Consider the following 16,004-nt stretch of genomic DNA (forward strand, 5'->3'; position numbering starts at 1 on the left):
CATTTTGCGCCTGTTGCCTTCCCTGTCGATATAGTCTATTATTTTTATCGATTAATTGCGCGCTGCCCGAAGGCCTGTTGATGACGCAAGAATTCGAGACAATCGTGCTGGAATCCGAGACCTTCGACGTCGCGGAAATCGTCAAGGCCCTCGCCGCGTTGCGACGAACGTCACAGACAAACCGCTACGGGACCGGACGGCTTCCCGAATTGCCCTCGCGCGCGGCGATACTCGACACCGTCGAGGACCTGACCGCCGTTCTCTATCCGCGCCACTTCGGCCCTTATGAGCTGACGCCGGAAACAACCGACGTTTTCCTGGCCAGGACTCTCAACCGCGCGCTACGGACGCTGCGGGAGCAAATCCGCCGCGAGCTGAAGCTCTTCGCCCCCGAAGCGGCGGAAGATGCGCTCGCGAGCCGCGCAAGGTTGATCGCGGAAGAATTCGCGCAGGCGCTGCCGGACGTGCGCGCGCTTCTCGATACGGATATCCGCGCGGCCTTCGCGGGCGACCCTGCGGCCAAGAGTCTCGACGAGATCGTCTTCTGCTATCCGGGCGTCTCCGCCGTCATCCGCCATCGTCTCGCGCATCGGCTTTATTTGCTCGGAGCGACGATGATCGCCCGCATCGTCGCCGAGATCGCGCATTCGCAGACCGGCATCGATATTCACCCTGGCGCCACGATCGGCGAAAGCTTCTTCATCGATCACGGGACCGGCGTCGTCATCGGCGAGACCGCGATCATCGGCAAGCGCGTGCGCCTCTATCAGGCCGTCACACTCGGGGCCAAGCGTTTCGACGTCGACGAGAATGGCGCGCTCGAGAAGGGCAAGCCGCGTCATCCGGTCGTCGAGGACGACGTGGTGATCTATGCAGGCGCCACTGTGCTCGGCCGCATCACCATTGGCCGCGGCTCCGCCATCGGCGGCAATGTCTGGCTCACCCAGAGCGTGCCGCCCGGCAGCAATATCTCCCAGGCGAAGGCGCGCGTCGACGTCTTCGACCATGGGGCAGGCATATGATTTTCGACCGGCGGACCCCAGGCGCTTCGAGAGACAGGGAGAGGAAAAGCAGATGACGATTCACAGCGTGAATTTCACCCCGGCGGCGCGTCCAGGACGCGGCCGGATCTACAGCTCGATCACCCAAACCATCGGCGACACGCCGATCGTGCGGCTCGATCGCATCGCGCGCGACAAGGGCGTGAAGGCGAATATTCTCGGCAAGCTCGAATTCTTCAACCCGATCTCCAGCGTGAAGGATCGCATCGGCGTCGCAATGATCGAGACGCTCGAGAAAGAAGGGCGCATCGCGCCAGGCAAGACGGTTTTGATCGAGCCGACATCCGGCAACACCGGAATCGCCCTCGCCTTCGTCGCCGCCGCGCGCGGCTACCGGCTCATTTTGGTAATGCCGGAATCGATGTCGCTCGAACGGCGCAAGATGCTTGCTCTGCTCGGCGCGGAGCTCGTGCTCACCGCCGCCTCGCAAGGAATGAAAGGCGCGCTCGCCAAGGCCAATGAGCTTCTTGCGCAATATCCCGACGCAATCATTCCGCAGCAGTTCGAGAACCCCGCCAATCCCGAAATCCATCGCGCGACGACCGCGGAAGAAATCTGGAACGATACGAACGGCGAGGTCGATTACTTCATTTCAGGCGTCGGCACGGGCGGCACCATCACCGGCGTCGGACAGGTGCTGAAACGGCGCAACCAAAATCTGCGCGTGGTCGCCGTGGAGCCGGAAGATTCAGCCGTGCTCTCCGGTCGTCCGCCGGGACCGCATAAGATCCAGGGCATTGGCGCGGGCTTCGTGCCGCCGATCCTCGACCGCGGCGTGATCGATGAAATCGTCACCATCGGCAATCAAACGGCGCTCGACACGGCGCGTCTCGTCGCACGGACGGAAGGCGTTCCGGTCGGCATTTCCTCTGGCGCCGCGCTCGCGGCGGCTTTGGAGATTGGCGCCCGCCCGGAGGCCGAAGGGAAGAATATTGTCGTGATCGTTCCGTCCTTCGCGGAACGCTACCTCTCCACGGCGCTTTTCGAAGGGTTGTGACTAAGCCTTCCGCCTGTCATCCCCGGCGGGCTGAAAGCCCGACCAGGGATCCAGAGCCTCAACGGCCGGTTTTGCGCTGGATTCCCGATCGCTCGCTTCGCGAGCGTCGGGAATGACACGACGCGAACGCCCGTCGCCTCAGCAATAGGATTTTTCCTCGACCAGCGACGAGCCGCAGAGTTGGTTCAGTCGATATTTCAGCGCGGAGCGCCTGTCGTTCTGAAGATAAACGCTGCGCGCAAGCTCGATAAAGCGCGATCCAAAATCGCCCCTGCGCTCGCATTCGCGGATTTCGTCTTCGATCGCCCAAAGAGCCGCGTTCACCTCCGCCAGCTCGCGCCGCACCGAGGCGAGATCGGACGTCGCCAGGCGAAGCCGGCATTCCGTTTCGCGCAAAAGCTTCAGCTCCTGGCGAACATTTGACAGCTTCTTCACATCAGCGATGTGATGCTCCTTGAGCTCCAATATCGAGATGCGATCGAAAAGCTCTCCGATCGAAGCCGGAAGCATCAAGGGCTCATTGTTCCCAGAGATCGACTGCCTGTTTGTCATAGCTTCGCTCGCAACGCCTCCGTCATATCGGCGAACACGCTGTCCCAGTCGCTGGGCGCCCGCTGACGAAAAAGCCGCGCGGTCGGATACCAGGGGCTATCGTCGCGCTGCAGCAGCCAACGCCACTCGGGCACATATTTGAGGGCGATCCACGTCGGACGACCGAGCGCGCCAGCAAGATGGGCGAGCGAAGTGTCAATCGTTACGACGAGATCCATCGCTTCCATCGCCGCGGCCGTGTCGAGAAAGGCATCCGGCCCGGCGTCGAAATCCGGCCCCAGCTCCTCGACGCGGAACAACGCCTTCGCCCCGGCGATCTCCTGCACGCCCTCGTTCTTCTGCAAGCTGATCAGCCGAACGCCTGGAAGCTCGGCGAGCGGCGCAAAGGCGCCGAGCGGCGCGCTGCGCGTATCGTCCGAGTGGGCGGTCGAGCTGCCGCGCCAGGAGACGCCGATCTTGAACCCCTGGGTCCCGATCCGCTCCCGCCAGAAGTCGCGCCGCCCGGAATCGGCCGCCAAATAATGCCCGGGCGCAGGGATGGCGCCAACGCTCGTCCCCAAGACGAGCGGCAGACTGCAAAGCGGCGTGAACAGGTCGAACGCGTCGGGCCGCACGTCCGTAACCAGCTCGATCGGCGGGTCGAGCGTCTCGATCAGGGCGCGCATGCTTGCGCGACAACCGAAGGCGACTCGGCTCGGTTTCCCGCGCCCAGCAAAAGGCTCCCGTGTCAGCAAGGGAAAATAGCGGCAATATTGGATAACGTCGCCCAAACCGGCTTCGTCCAGCACCAGCAGGCGCTTGCCGGTCAAATCTTCGCCCCGCCATTCAGGCCAGGGCCATTTTGCATCCAGTCGAAGATTCTCGTTATGCGCGCGCCGATATTCGAAGAACGGGAGGCCTTCCGGATAGCGGCCAAGGAGCAACAAAAGCGCGCCCTTGTTGCTTTTCGCGTCGTCATGTTCGGAATCAAGGGCCAACGCCGCATCGAAGTTGCGCATGGCGGCGTCGAAATCGCCGAGCTCTTTTTGGGTGATGGCCTGGCCGCATAGCGCTTCCGCGTCATGGGGGGAAGGGCCGAGCGCATGGACAAAGGCATCCAGCGCCGTCTCATACAGGCCGAGCTTCAAAGCGACATTGCCATAGGCGCGCCATGCCAGCGGCTCCTTGTTATCGCAAGCAAGGGCCTGTTTGGCGCTTTCGAATGCTTCGTCGCGCCGATTGAGCGAGAGAAGCGCCGTGGTCCGGTTAATAAGCAGCTCGACATTACGCGACGCGTGTCGCAGCGCAATGTCATAAACTTTGAGCGCCTCGCCGAAATTCTTCCCCGCGAGCAGCGCATCGGCCTTGAGCCGCAAAACGCGCTGGTTGCGAGGATCCTTCTCGAGCAGGCGATCGCAATAGGTGACCGCCTCGAAAAAGCGCCCGCGCTTGCTCTCCGCGAAAGCCGCAGATTCGGCGGCCGCGGCATAACTGGGATTAATATCCAAAGCGCGGGCGAAAGCGAGAAGCGCGTCGTCGACGGCGTCGAGTCCTAAGAGCGAGACGCCGAAATTGTGCCAGAGATCTTCATCTCGCGGCGCGAGCGCAAGAGCGGCGTCGTAATCGAACAGGGCCTCTTGATCGCGACCCAATTCATGTAATGCAAGCGCGCGCCCTCTCAGCGCGTCGATACAGTCTTTGTTGAATTTGAGCGCCTCCGTATAGGCGGCGTAAGCGGGCGCAGGGCGCCGCGCTAAAAGATCGGTCGCGCCTTTCGCGACGAAATACTCCGCGCCTGCTGGAAGAGCGAGGGAGCGGGGAGCATGTCGAACTGTTTGACGTCGAGACCGAGCCATAAGCAAAGGTGAGCCTGGGAAAGGAAGTCGCCAGCAGAAAGCCTATGAAGACAAGCTTTCCGCAAGCTGACTGCCTCGACCGGTTCAATTTGCGCCAGGTATGCGTACGGTCAGTGCGGCGCCTGCGTAGCCTGCCCCGCAAAGGCGCCGTCGACCCACACGCCTTCCTTCAAAATCTTGCCCGACTTGTCGGTGAGCACGCCGCGCCCACTCGGCTTGTCGTTCTTGAATTCGCCCGACCATTTGTTCCCGTTCCGGCTCGTATAGACGCCTGCGCCCTCGCGGCGGTCATTCACGAAGCCGCCGGTATATTGCTGCCCGTCCGGATAAACGATCGCGCCTGCGCCATGCCTTTTGTCGTCCTTGAAGGCGCCGACATATTTCGACCAATCGTCATAAGTGTAAGCGCCTTCGCAATCGGTCCACACGACCTTTCGGCTCACCGGGCAAGGCGGGAGCTTGCCGGACGCCATGGCCGATTGCGGCGCCGATATCGACAGCGGGAGCAGCGTCAAAAGCAGAAAACGCGACAAGTGACTCCTCCTTGGTTCTCAATGCGCAAGCGGCGATGGGCGAAGCTGGAAATTTACGACAAGCGGAGCCGAATAGGTTTCCGGCGTTTTACCAGGCACGCCCGGCGCGGGCGCGTCGATCGCCTCGATATGGAAGGGCGTGCGATTGCCGGAAGTCGTCCAAAGGCCGCGCCCTTTCCAGCCGGCTGACGGATCATCGATGCGCCCGTCGACGCCCTTTGCATAGAACCCCATCGGATAAGGCACGCGCAACTCCACGATCTGTCCGTTCACCAGCGCATGCAGCGAGTCGGATTGATTGCCGGTGGCGAAGGGCGTGTTGGCGCCGAGCCCAAGAATATCATGCTGATCCACCCAGGCGTAATAGGGCGTCTCCGCCGCGCCCGGCGCGCCGGCGAAACCCGGGCCCGGCAGCGGATAGAAGCTCCATCCCTCGGGGCATTTCTCGCCCTTTTCGGCGCCGGGCCCATTGAGCGGCCCCTTGCATTTGCGGCGGTCGAAGCTCGCCAGATGCCCGCTGCCGAGCGCCGCCCAGAAGACGCCGTTGCGATCCACGTCAGCGCCGCGAACGCCATAGCCCGGCTCCGGCACTTTGTAGATTTCGGTGAGCGCCGTCTCCGGCGGATTGGCGCCGAGCGCGATGCGCACCGCATAGCCGGGGAAAGTCAGATTGGAACCCCACACGGAACCGTCGAGCGGGCTCGAGGCGACGCTATAGAGCCCATAGGGCACGCGCGTGTCTTTCGTCGCATCGATCGGCTTGCCCGGCTGGTTGTAATTCTCCGAGCGCTTGCCGTCGCCATTGGTGTCGACGACGAGCGCCGTCCAGCCCTGCGATTGCGCGCTGTCGCCGGTCTCCCAGAATTTCCGGGTGTTGACCCAGCCGAGGACGGCAAGCTCCCCCTGCCCCACATTGTTGAGGAAGAGCGTGTCGTTCTTGTCCTCGGCAAAATTCAGATGATGCGAGCCGAAGCAGGTGTCGATGAAGGCCCATTTCTTCGTCTTCGGATCATAGACCGAAACCTGGCGCGCATTGCCGACGAAGCCTTCGGGTTTTGCTGGCAAGGGATATAGCTGCGCGGAACGCAGTGGGGAATTCTTCGTGCAATAATCTGGCGTGTTTTTTGGCGCGCGGATTTGCGCGGCGAAATAGATGCGGCCTTGCGAGTCCATCGTCGGCGTATGGGCGTTGAACTTGCTGTTCCACAATGCCTCGCCTCCGAAATAAGGCGAGGGCGCGATCACCGGATTGGCGAGGAGCGAGCTTGGCGCGTCGGCGTCGCGCAATTGCGCGGGAAGAAGCGTTTTCGTGTTCTTGATCGGATCGAGAACGGGAATGTCGTCGCTGCCAAGCTCTGTCGCGCCATAGATCAGGCCATAGGGATTGACGGTCGGCTTGCGCTTGTCGGTCAGAGCGAGGTCATGGAGATAATGCCTGGCGTCGGCATAATCGCGCACGGTGACGACGATGTTGCGCTCGACGCCGGAGGGGCGCGGCGGCGTCTCGTGCGGCAGCTCGCCGGCGGCGATGCGGTCGGTCCAATCGGCGAAAAGCGCCAGCTGCCCGCCATCCGCGGAATCGAGACGGGCAATGCCATTAATCATCGCCGTGCCGCCCTGCCCCGATTGCAGGCGCCGGCGCCAGGCCTCAACCGATGAATCGAAGTGTCCCAGCGAAGCGGGAATGGCGCGGGTCGCCAGATTGCCGAGCTGGTGGCAAGGGCCACAGCCGTTGGTCTTCACAAGATCGAGCCACTGCTCCTGCGATTTGAAATTCTCTGGCACGCCATTGCCGCTCGCGCCCGTGCCGGGAAATTTCTCGCGGCCCGGAATCTTGAGCAGAGAAAGCCAATAGATTGGCGGATAATATTGCGCAGCGGCCGAGAGGCTCGGCGCAACGACCGCCTGCAAATCGATCTTCTGCCCGGGCTCCGCCGCGGCCTTGGGCGAGTCGACGAGTCCATAGCCGCGCACCCAGAGCCGATAATGCCCCTTGGGCAGATCCGGGATCACATAGCGCCCCTCCTCGTCCGTCACGGCGATCTTGGCGAAGCGCGTCCCAAGTTCTGTCGTCTCCGCGATCACCCACACTCCCGCCTCGGGGCCCACGTGGCTCGTCACGAGCCCGCCGATGTCGTCCGCATCGAGCGCAAACGGGGTTTCGGCGGCCGCTCCCGTCGTGGCCGTCAGCAGGAGAGTCACAGCAATGACGATAGGCGATTTCATAAGCGCTTCCTTCGAGGCGACGCCTTCGACGCGGCGGCGGGAGCCATGCCGCAAATTACCATGTAATTACCTATCCACAAGAAGGATATTCTGTTTTGCCGGCGCCAACCAATGCCCCTATATACCAGCACTTGCTTTTATATAACCAAACGCCCCTCGACGCGCCGGAGCGTATTGCATACTAAAACGGTATAGTTATAATCCGCCTCAGTTCCAGGCGATCGAGGGTAAACTCATGGCTCATTCGGCGGTTCGCGCGCTCGTTCAGAACCAACGTCGGAAACAGCGGTTCCTCGCCCTGACGGGCGCCGCTTTCTTTTTCTTCGCAATGCGCGCGGCGCTCCCCGCCCACGCCGAACCAAGCGTCTACCCCACCGGAACGACGATCTACGATCCGGCCAAGGCCTATAATTCCTACGTGCTCTTTCCGGGCGGCGACGACGTTTCCCGCTTGATCGACCTCACCGGGAGGGCCGTGCACGAATGGAAATATACAGGGCAGCCTGTCGCCTTTATCGATCCGGCGCTTGTCGGCGGCGAGCGCGGCCATGTCTTCGTCACGCTGGAAACGGAGGAAGGCAAAGGCACGGATCTCGTGCCGGGCCGCACCCTGACGCGAATCCGCAAGAGCGTCGGCGAGGTTGACTGGAACGGCGCCAAGCTTTGGGAATTCGGCGCCAGCGCGCCCGGCGGCCGCGCTCAGCAACATCACGACATTGCGCGGCTCCCCAATGGCAATACGCTCGTGCTCTCGAATATCGTCTATCCGCTGCCGGGCTTCGCGACGCCGCAAGTTCTCGACGACGTCGCCTATGAAGTGAATTCGGAAGGCGACATCGTCTGGACATGGGCCGCGTCCGACCATCTCGACGAAATCGGATTCACGACGGAGGAGCTGAGGCTCATCAGAAATTCGAAAAACGCCGATTATCTTCACGTCAACAATCTGAAGCCCATCGGCCCCAATCATTGGTTCGACGAAGGCGACCAGCGTTTCGCGCCGGACAATCTCATCTTCGATTCACGTTCAGCAAATTTCATCGCCATCATCGATCGAAAGACGCGCAAGATCGCTTGGACCTTGGGGCCGCATTATTCCCCGGTCTCGGAAGACGGGAGCACGACCTCACGCAAGGTTCCGCGCCCGGTAGATCAGATTTCCGGCCAGCACGACGCGCATATCATCCCCAAAGGCTTGCCCGGCGCGGGCAATCTGCTCGTCTTCGACAATCAGGGCGAGGCCGGCTATCCGCATGCCGCCGTCTCCATCACCGGCGGCTCGCGCGTGCTCGAGATCAATCCGGTGACAAAGGAAATTGTCTGGCAATATACGGGCGCAAGCTCGGGCCAGCAGGGTTGGGCGTTCCGAAGCACGCATATCAGCAATGCGCGCCGGCTGCCGAACGGCAACACCTTCATCGACGAAGGCCAGATCGGCCGCTTCTTCCAGGTGACGCCGGCCGGGGAAATCGTCTGGGAATATATCAATCCCTATCCGCGCCGCGCCAAAGATCCCGAGACCGGCCGCCCAACCATGAGTTACGCGGTCTATCGGGCGCAGCCGGTCCCTTACGAGTGGGCGCCGGAGGGCACGCCGCATAGTGAGGAAAGCGTTACGCCGCCGGAAAACGCCAGCTTTCATATTTCGGCCAAAGCAAAGTAGGCGCGGCGCATCGAGCGAGGCCAGCCATGTTTCACGTCTATTTGATCAAGATCGGCGCCGACCCCGTCGGCGTCGTCGCGGACGCACCCGAGGGCTACCGCTTCTACGCGATCGAAGACTCCTTTCGAGAACTCGAAACCCTTGTGTTCGACCGCGCCGAGGATGCGAGAAGCGCTGCGGTTATATTGTCGGATAATCGGTAAGCCCGCTCGAACAGGGAGCGCAATGGACATGAGTAAATTACTGAACGCGTCGATTGGCGTGGGTCTCGTCATAGGCCTTGCTGGCGCGCTCGAGATCGCACTTCCAAGCCGGGCGGGCGCGGAGAACGGCTTCATCCGCCTTCTGCCCGAGCAGGCGCCGTTCAAATCGCCTCTTGGCGCTGGGCCGTCCCAAGCGATCATCTATGGCGATCCTTCCAAGCCGGGCATTTATGTCGTTCGCAACCGCTTCCCGCCCGGCGCGCATTCCAACCCGCATTTCCATTCGCAGGATCGGCACGCCACGGTCATCAAGGGCGTCTGGTATACGGGCGTTGGCGAGAAGATCGACTTCAACGCCGCCGTGCCCCTGAAGGAAGGCTCCTACATGCTGCATCCGGCCAATGGCGTACATTGGGACGGCGCCGGCGAGGAGGAAGTCGTCGTGCAGATCATCGGCGTCGGACCGGTGACGACGACGCAAGTCGGCGCGACGGACGCGCAAAACAGCAACTGGCCAAAACCGAAGTGAGAAGAGGTTCGCTTTGATTGGCTCGCTGTCATTCCCGACGCTCGCTTTTAAGCGAGCGATCGGGAGTCCAGAGCAGAACCGGCGCTTGTGTGTGGCTCTGGATTCCCGGTCGGGCTTTCAGCCCGCCGGGAATGACAACCCCCAACGCAAGCTGTTCAAGCGATAACTTTTGAGTTAGCGCAAAATCTGCGACTCTCGATTGCCGCGGTTGCGCAGGGATGCGATGCTGGTGCGATCGAGAATGAGCGCGATGGAATCGCGCACGTCCAGCATGATGTCGCGGATCGCGCAGGCGTCTTCGTCGGGGCAGTCGGCGCAGCGCTGATAGGCCGTGCGGCTGGCGCAGGCGATCGGCGCGAGCGGCCCGTCGAGGATCCGGATGATCTGGCCGACGGTGATCTTCTCCGCCGGCCGGGCCAGGTGATAGCCGCCGCCCTTGCCCTTTCGGCTATTGAGGATGCCGGCGTTGCGCAGCTCGACCAGGATCGCGTCCAGGAATTTTCGGGGGATGTTATTGGCTGTCGCTATGTCGCCAGCCAAACATTTATCCTCCGCCTTGGCGAGATGGATGAGCGCCTTAAGCCCGTATTTCGCTTTATTCGAGAGCATTCTTCTTATCGAGGCCGGAAACGGCCTGCCTGCGCGCTTGCGAGGCCCTGATGCGGACCTGCCTAATGAACGCTAGCTATCATATAGGAACATCGGGGGAAAGTAGAAGAAACTAATTTGACGGCGCCTATGGGCCTTCCTGCGCCTGTCAGCCATCTAATGCACTTGAAGAAAAACGACGTCCCGGGCTCGGGGAGAAAGTGGGCGCTTCGAGGACGGCGAAGCGCCTGAAGGACCGAACCCGGGACGTTTCGCGCGCCTATTGCGCCGCCGAAGCGGCTTTGGCGCCCGATGCCCCGCCCTCGGAAACGAGGGCGACCTTCACATAGCCGGCGGCGTTGATCACGCCCATTGCCTCGGCGACCTTGCCATAGGCGACCGCCTTGTCGGCGCGCAGATGGATGCGCCGGTCCTTGTTGTTGTCGCTGTTCTCCTTGAGCACGGCGAGCAGGCCTTCGACGCCGGTCGCCTCTTTCTTGTCGACGAAATAGGAGCCATTGGCGTCGACGCTGATGACGATCGGCGGCTGCTGGTCGTTGAGCTGCTTGGCCGCCGTCTTGGGGAGATCGACAGGCACGCCAGAGGTCATCAGAGGCGCCGCCACCATGAAGACGATGAGCAGCACCAGCATGACGTCGACGAGCGGCGTGACATTGATGTCGGCGATGGGCGGCGTGTCGAATTCCGAATCGTGCTTACGCAACGCGAAGGCCATTGCGCTCTCCTCTCTTTGACAGCTGACGGGATAGTTCGACCTCGAAGACGCCTATGAAGGCAGTCAGACGCTTGCCATAGGCGCTGATGTCGCCGCTGATGCGGTTGTAGAAGATGACGGCGGGAATGGCGGCGACGAGGCCCAGCGCCGTCGCGAAGAGCGCTTCGGCGATGCCGGGCGCCACGACTGCGAGGCTGGTGTTGTTGGACGCTGCGATGCCCTGGAACGAGTTCATGATGCCCCAGACCGTGCCGAAGAGGCCGACGAAGGGCGCCACGGCGCCGATGGTGGCGAGGAACGGCAGCCGCGACTGGAGCTGATCGAGCGCGCTGGAGCTCGCAAGCTGGGCGACGCGGTGAACGCGGTCTTGCAGCGAGTCGCGCTGCGCCTCCGTGTAGACGAGATCGGCCGAGCGCGTCTGCTCATCGACCATCGCCCGATAGACCTGAACGAGCGGATCGCCCTCGGAGGCCTCGGCAAAGCTCTCGGCAACGGCCGCAACCGGCAGGCCGCCCTGAATGCTGGCGATCAGCTTATCGGCGCGCTTATGCAGAATGCGCAGGCGAATGAGCTTTTCCGCAATCACCGCCCAGCCCCAGGCGGAAGCGATAATGAGCAGGATGATGACGCTCTTCACGATGGCGTCGGCTTGCAGGAACAGCTCGATGGGCGTCAGCGTATGCGCCAGCGCCGCCGAGGCCGTGTTGGTGACGGGGTCTGCCATTTATCTGCCTTTCGTTTGCAAGGATCACGGGCTGAAGGTGAAGGAGCCGGAGAGCGACACCGGTTTTCCGGGCGCGGCCGCGGAGCCGCAGCGGCCGCCGAGCCGGTTGGCGACTGCATCGAAGGCGCCGTTGCCGGAGGGCGTGATCGAGAAGGAAGTCATCGATCCTGTGGCGCTGAACGTCGCGCGGTAGCCGATATGCGCGGTGCGCGGCGCCTGCGAATCGGGATAGGCGTTGGCGGCGGCGCGTTGCATGCAAGCATGGAACTGGTTCGCGATCGCCGAGGTCGTGGCGCCGGCCGGCGCCGCGGGCGCGCGTACCGCGGGCGCATCTGTCCTCGCCGCTGCCGGCGCGCGGGGCGTGGTCGGCTTGGCGTTCGTGGCGGGCTTCACTGGAGGCTTTTCGAGCTTGGGCTTCTGGACTGGCTTCTCGATCAGCTTGGGCGGCTCGACCGGCGCAATCGGGTCCATGACCGGCGGGGGCGGCGGCGGCTCATCAGGAAGCACGAGCTCTTCCGGAGGCGGCGGCGTGTCCTCCGGCGGGGGCGGCTCCTCGGCCGGCACAGGCGCCAGCTCGATCACTTGCTGCTCTTCGACAGGCGCCTCCGCCGTTTTGAAAGACAGGGTGACGATCACGCCGAGCAGAAGAGCGTAAAGGGCGGCCGCGCCCAACTGGGCGGGATAGTTCGGCCGTAGTCCGCCGGGCTGAAGCAACCCCTGCACCCCATGCGGATCAGCGAGGAAATCATCGCCGGGGTCGGCGGAATCGAAATTCGGCGCGGCGGCTGTCGCCATCATGTCGCCCTTTCTCATGAAAACCAGACAGGGAGATGACTAGCGTATATTTCCTATAGACGCAATAGAGTTATATTTGCGTTGCACAGTTTTTCGGATTCGGCTTGCCACGGCTGCAAAAACAACGGCCCAATGAAAAGGGCCCGGGACACGCCCCGAGCCCAATCATCCCATCAAATCCACGCGATCTATTTGACGATCGGCGGCGCCGCGAGCGGCCCCGCTGAGAAATGGTAATTTACGCCGGCGCGCACCACATGCCCGGCGCTCGAGACATTGGCGTTGTAGACGCCTCGGTTTGTGTTGTAGGCGACGCCAGTATCCGCGAGCCAAGCGTAGAGATATTCGCCTTTGACCGAAATTTGATCGTTCCAGGCATATTCGAAGCCAGCGCCGGCGGTCCAACCGGGACGCAGCGTCGGCCCCGAGCTCAGCTGCCCATAGGTGAAAGGCGGAAGGCTCGAGAAGTTATTGGAGACGAAGTTCGTTCCAAAAGCGAGACCCGCGCTGATAAAAGCGAGCCAGCGCGGCGCGAAGGCGTAGCCCACTCGGCCGCGGAATGTTCCGAGCACGCCGGAGTTCGTCCTGCCCGGATAGCCCCAACCAGCGCGGCCGGACTGGATGCTCCCGCGATAGCCAAAGTCGGCCTCGGCACCCAGAACGATCTTATCAGTCCACTGCCAATTATAACCAATCGTTCCGCCTCCCACGAAAGCGGAGCCGCGCAAAGGAGTCTGATTGACGAGCGTGAACGTTCCCTCTCCAAGAATCGCGCCCGCGTAAACGCCGGCATAGCCCCCCTGCCAGCTAAAGACCGGTGGCGGCGGCGGAGGCGGCGGCTCCTTGGTTTTCGGAAGGTCGGCCGCCGTCGCCGCCGTTGCGATCACGGAAGCGGTCGCAAGGACCAGATAGGAAGCAATGTTCTTTTTCATCCCAACACTCCTCAATTTGTAGCAGCGCAAAGCCGTTTCTCAATAGAGCTTGATGCGCAGAGTCGCGCCGAAGGTGCGCGGGTTGTAGGCGTCGAAGGTGACGGTGGAGGGCGTCGGCGTGAGGCCCGTAGAAGCGATCGTTTGTGCGACGATGATGCGCTCGTTGAGGAGATTGCGGACCCAGAGATTGAAGCTGTAAACGTCGTCGTCGGTCTTCAGACCGACGCCCGCGTTCCAGACCGCGTAAGCCGGCATGAACAGCGGATAGACGGAAAGCGGATTGGAAAGTTGCGTCCGCGCCCGCCAGGCGGCATTGGAATAGCTGAAGAGCGTCACCGGCCCCGCGTATCCGGCGTCGCGGAAGATCGAGCCAAGCGGATATTCGTGATTGAAGCCGAGGTTGAAGGAGAACGGCGCAACAGGATTGTTGCCCGAAACGCCGCCGGTGATGCTGTGTCCCGAGAGGCTCATATAGGCCGGCGCCGCCACGCCGCCGATATTGCTCGAGACCGGCCACAGGAATTCCGGCGACGGCGACGCCTTGGGGTAATCGACATATTGGGCGTTGGTATAGGCGCCCGAGAAGGTCAACCATAGGCGATCGATCGGGCTCCAGCGGCCGTCGATTTCGAAACCGCGCAGACGCACATGGCCGATGTTGCCGAGATAGTTCTTGCGAATGGGCACGCCGGAGACGTCGGTGTAGTCCGTATTCACGAGCACCGATTGGAAGTTGTAAATATCATTCCAATAGGCGTTAGCGTTGAGGATGAGTCGGTTGTCGAACCAGTTTGTCTTGACGCCGATTTCATAGTCCCATGAGACTTCCGGCTTGGTGATGACGGGCTGCCACGCCTGGAAAACGCCTGTGCTGTTGAGAATCGGCAAGGCCTGGGTGTTGACCGCGCCGGATTTTTCGCCGCGCGCCACCGAGCCATAGGTCATGACGTTTTCGTTGAGGCGATAGGAGGGATTGATGAGTCCCGAGATCGAATTGACGCGTTTCTGCTGTCCGCCCGTGTCAAAGAACGACGTGCCGCCGGTCGCCTGCCTGACTGCGGCGAGCTGCGTCAGGCTGGAAAGACCCTGAATCCAGCCGAAATCAGATCCTTCACGTATCTCGTAAGTGTCGCGCAACCCGGCCGTCAGCGCCCATTTTTCGTCGATGTGCCAAGTGCCTTGGCCGAACGCCGCCGTGCTGAAGGTGCGCGCGACGCCGTCGTTGCGATAGGAGAGGCCCCAGAGATTATAGGGGTTGGCGTTGAAGTTATTTGCAAACCACTGGCTCGCCTGTGAACCGAAGTCGACGTGGTTATACGACCAGACATGTTCGTAGAGATTATAATTGCCGATCGTCCATTCGAATTCCTGGCCCTGCGGCGAAGCGAGTCGCGTTTCATGCGAGAACTGATCGACTTTCACGTCAAAGGCGTTGCTGCTGATGTCGGTCAGATTGTTGCCGGTCGAGTTGTTGGGATGCAGAATGAATTGGCGCCAGGCGGAGACGCCAGTCAGCGTATTCTCGCCAAGGGTGTAGTTGAATTCGTTCGAAACGCCGGTCGTGCGCTGATCGAGCTTGCCCTGTCGCGTGAGATAAGGCTGGTAGGGATTAAACGTGAGGATCGGCGTGTGCAGGCGCGTCCACAGGTTTTGCGCATAGGTCTTCGCCAGAGCGCCGTTCGCCCATAGCGGGAAGGAGTTTCCGGCGACACCACTGTAGTTGTTGTATTCATCGGAGCGCAGCCGATCGAAAATCAGGCGGTCGGTAAAGTTCTCGCCGACATAGAGCAGCTGCCCGCGAATGCCCCAGCGATTGTTGTCCAGGAGCTTCTGGCTGTTGAACTGATTGTTGATCCAGCCGTCGCCCCGATCGTAATAGAGCGTCACGCGATAAGCGAGCTTATCGTCGATGATGGGACCGGTGATATTGAGCTTCTGCGTCACGCGATTATAGGCGCCGATGGTCGTTTCGGACGTCGCCGAGCGCGCGAAGGATGGCAATTGCGTGCGGATGACGACGGCGCCGACCGTGGTGTTTTTGCCGAGCAGAGTGCCTTGCGGGCCGCGCGCAACCTCGAGCGACTGGAGATCGACGAAATCGGCCCATTGGAAGCCGACGTGGGTATAAAAGACATTATCGACGATGAGGCCCACCGCCGACTCGGACCCGTCGGCGCCCCCGGAGATGCCGGAAATGCCGCGAATGGACATGGCCGAAGTGCGCGGATTGTTGATCGAGGGCACGAAATTCGGGACTTTCTGAGCGAAGTCCTGCAAGCGCTCGAGACGCTCTCTCTCCTGCGTCTTGGCGCCCACCACGCTAACGGGCAGCGGCACGTCCTGCGCCTTTTCCTCGCGCTGGCGCGCCGTGACCTTTACCTCCTCGACTTGCGCATCCTCGGCTCGGGCGCCGTCGGCGGGAAGGAGCGCTGCGAAGGCGCCAAGTGACAGCGGCGCCAGCGCGGCGCTGGAGAGAAGCATCTTACGAAACGCTGAGCCGTTACGGCGCATTGTGACACCCACCCGTTTTTAATTAGTATATCTACTAACTAAGTATACTTCTCTGAGGCGGTCAAGCTGACAATCGCTCGCCAGCCGCTTCTCTGCGCCGGCGCGCGGCCAATATCGCT

At 61.8% G+C, this 16,004-nt stretch carries 15 protein-coding genes; 5 read left to right on the forward strand and 10 right to left on the reverse strand.

Annotated features, from left to right (window positions below; translation table 11 throughout):
• Positions 1 to 80 precede the first annotated feature (80 nt).
• Positions 81 to 1,022 carry a serine O-acetyltransferase EpsC gene (gene epsC, locus OGR47_RS15840; protein WP_165055745.1) on the forward strand — a complete coding sequence of 314 codons (942 nt, stop codon included), beginning with the start codon at positions 81 to 83 and terminating at the stop codon, positions 1,020 to 1,022.
• A gap of 52 nt (positions 1,023 to 1,074) precedes the next feature.
• Positions 1,075 to 2,058: a cysteine synthase A gene (cysK, locus tag OGR47_RS15845; RefSeq protein ID WP_165055747.1), complete on the forward strand. Its 984-nt coding sequence runs from the start codon at positions 1,075 to 1,077 to the stop codon at positions 2,056 to 2,058.
• Between the two features lie 138 nt (positions 2,059 to 2,196).
• On the opposite strand, the gene OGR47_RS15850 is transcribed toward cysK, so the two are convergent.
• From OGR47_RS15850 to OGR47_RS15865, 4 genes are all read right to left on the reverse strand, one after another.
• Positions 2,197 to 2,568, reverse strand: a complete 372-nt coding sequence (locus tag OGR47_RS15850; RefSeq protein WP_165055786.1) for a DUF6165 family protein — start codon at positions 2,566 to 2,568, stop codon at positions 2,197 to 2,199.
• A 38-nt stretch (positions 2,569 to 2,606) separates the two neighbouring features.
• Positions 2,607 to 4,445, reverse strand: coding sequence for a tetratricopeptide repeat protein (locus OGR47_RS15855; RefSeq protein WP_165055749.1), 1,839 nt, complete (start codon positions 4,443 to 4,445; stop codon positions 2,607 to 2,609).
• A 110-nt stretch (positions 4,446 to 4,555) separates the two neighbouring features.
• Positions 4,556 to 4,978 carry a hypothetical protein gene (locus OGR47_RS15860; RefSeq protein ID WP_165055751.1) on the reverse strand — a complete coding sequence of 141 codons (423 nt, stop codon included), beginning with the start codon at positions 4,976 to 4,978 and terminating at the stop codon, positions 4,556 to 4,558.
• An 18-nt stretch (positions 4,979 to 4,996) separates the two neighbouring features.
• Positions 4,997 to 7,204 (reverse strand): carboxypeptidase-like regulatory domain-containing protein, encoded by a 2,208-nt coding sequence (locus OGR47_RS15865; protein WP_165055753.1) that lies wholly within the window; start codon positions 7,202 to 7,204, stop codon positions 4,997 to 4,999.
• Positions 7,205 to 7,439: 235 nt separating this feature from the next.
• Between OGR47_RS15865 and OGR47_RS15870 the strand changes: the two genes are divergently transcribed.
• Genes OGR47_RS15870 through OGR47_RS15880 form a run of 3 tightly spaced genes read left to right on the forward strand, consistent with a single transcriptional unit; the run spans position 7,440 to position 9,599 of the window.
• Positions 7,440 to 8,867, forward strand: a complete 1,428-nt coding sequence (locus OGR47_RS15870) for an aryl-sulfate sulfotransferase (protein WP_246729862.1) — start codon at positions 7,440 to 7,442, stop codon at positions 8,865 to 8,867.
• Positions 8,868 to 8,893: 26 nt separating this feature from the next.
• On the forward strand, positions 8,894 to 9,070 hold the full coding sequence (locus OGR47_RS15875) for a hypothetical protein (protein ID WP_165055755.1): 177 nt from the start codon (positions 8,894 to 8,896) through the stop codon (positions 9,068 to 9,070).
• 28 nt (positions 9,071 to 9,098) lie between these two features.
• Positions 9,099 to 9,599, forward strand: a complete 501-nt coding sequence (locus OGR47_RS15880) for a cupin domain-containing protein (protein WP_165055757.1) — start codon at positions 9,099 to 9,101, stop codon at positions 9,597 to 9,599.
• A gap of 174 nt (positions 9,600 to 9,773) precedes the next feature.
• Here OGR47_RS15880 and OGR47_RS15885 read toward each other — a convergent pair whose 3' ends face one another.
• The 6 genes from OGR47_RS15885 to OGR47_RS15910 form a co-directional block, all read right to left on the reverse strand.
• Entirely contained in the window at positions 9,774 to 10,208 is a 435-nt protein-coding gene (locus OGR47_RS15885) for an RrF2 family transcriptional regulator (RefSeq protein ID WP_165055759.1), read from the reverse strand.
• A 259-nt stretch (positions 10,209 to 10,467) separates the two neighbouring features.
• Positions 10,468 to 10,923 carry a protein TolR gene (gene tolR / locus OGR47_RS15890; RefSeq protein ID WP_165055761.1) on the reverse strand — a complete coding sequence of 152 codons (456 nt, stop codon included), beginning with the start codon at positions 10,921 to 10,923 and terminating at the stop codon, positions 10,468 to 10,470.
• Entirely contained in the window at positions 10,904 to 11,647 is a 744-nt protein-coding gene (locus OGR47_RS15895; protein WP_165055763.1) for a MotA/TolQ/ExbB proton channel family protein, read from the reverse strand. Before OGR47_RS15895 ends, tolR begins: the two co-directional genes overlap by 20 nt.
• Before the next feature lie 24 nt (positions 11,648 to 11,671).
• Entirely contained in the window at positions 11,672 to 12,445 is a 774-nt protein-coding gene (locus tag OGR47_RS15900; protein ID WP_206527502.1) for a hypothetical protein, read from the reverse strand.
• Positions 12,446 to 12,630: 185 nt separating this feature from the next.
• On the reverse strand, positions 12,631 to 13,374 hold the full coding sequence (locus OGR47_RS15905; protein ID WP_165055765.1) for an outer membrane protein: 744 nt from the start codon (positions 13,372 to 13,374) through the stop codon (positions 12,631 to 12,633).
• Between the two features lie 39 nt (positions 13,375 to 13,413).
• Entirely contained in the window at positions 13,414 to 15,885 is a 2,472-nt protein-coding gene (locus OGR47_RS15910) for a TonB-dependent receptor (RefSeq protein WP_246729863.1), read from the reverse strand.
• Between the last annotated feature and the right edge of the window lie 119 nt (positions 15,886 to 16,004).

This window comes from Methylocystis sp. MJC1 (genome assembly GCF_026427715.1).
In the GTDB taxonomy this organism is placed as follows: domain Bacteria; phylum Pseudomonadota; class Alphaproteobacteria; order Rhizobiales; family Beijerinckiaceae; genus Methylocystis.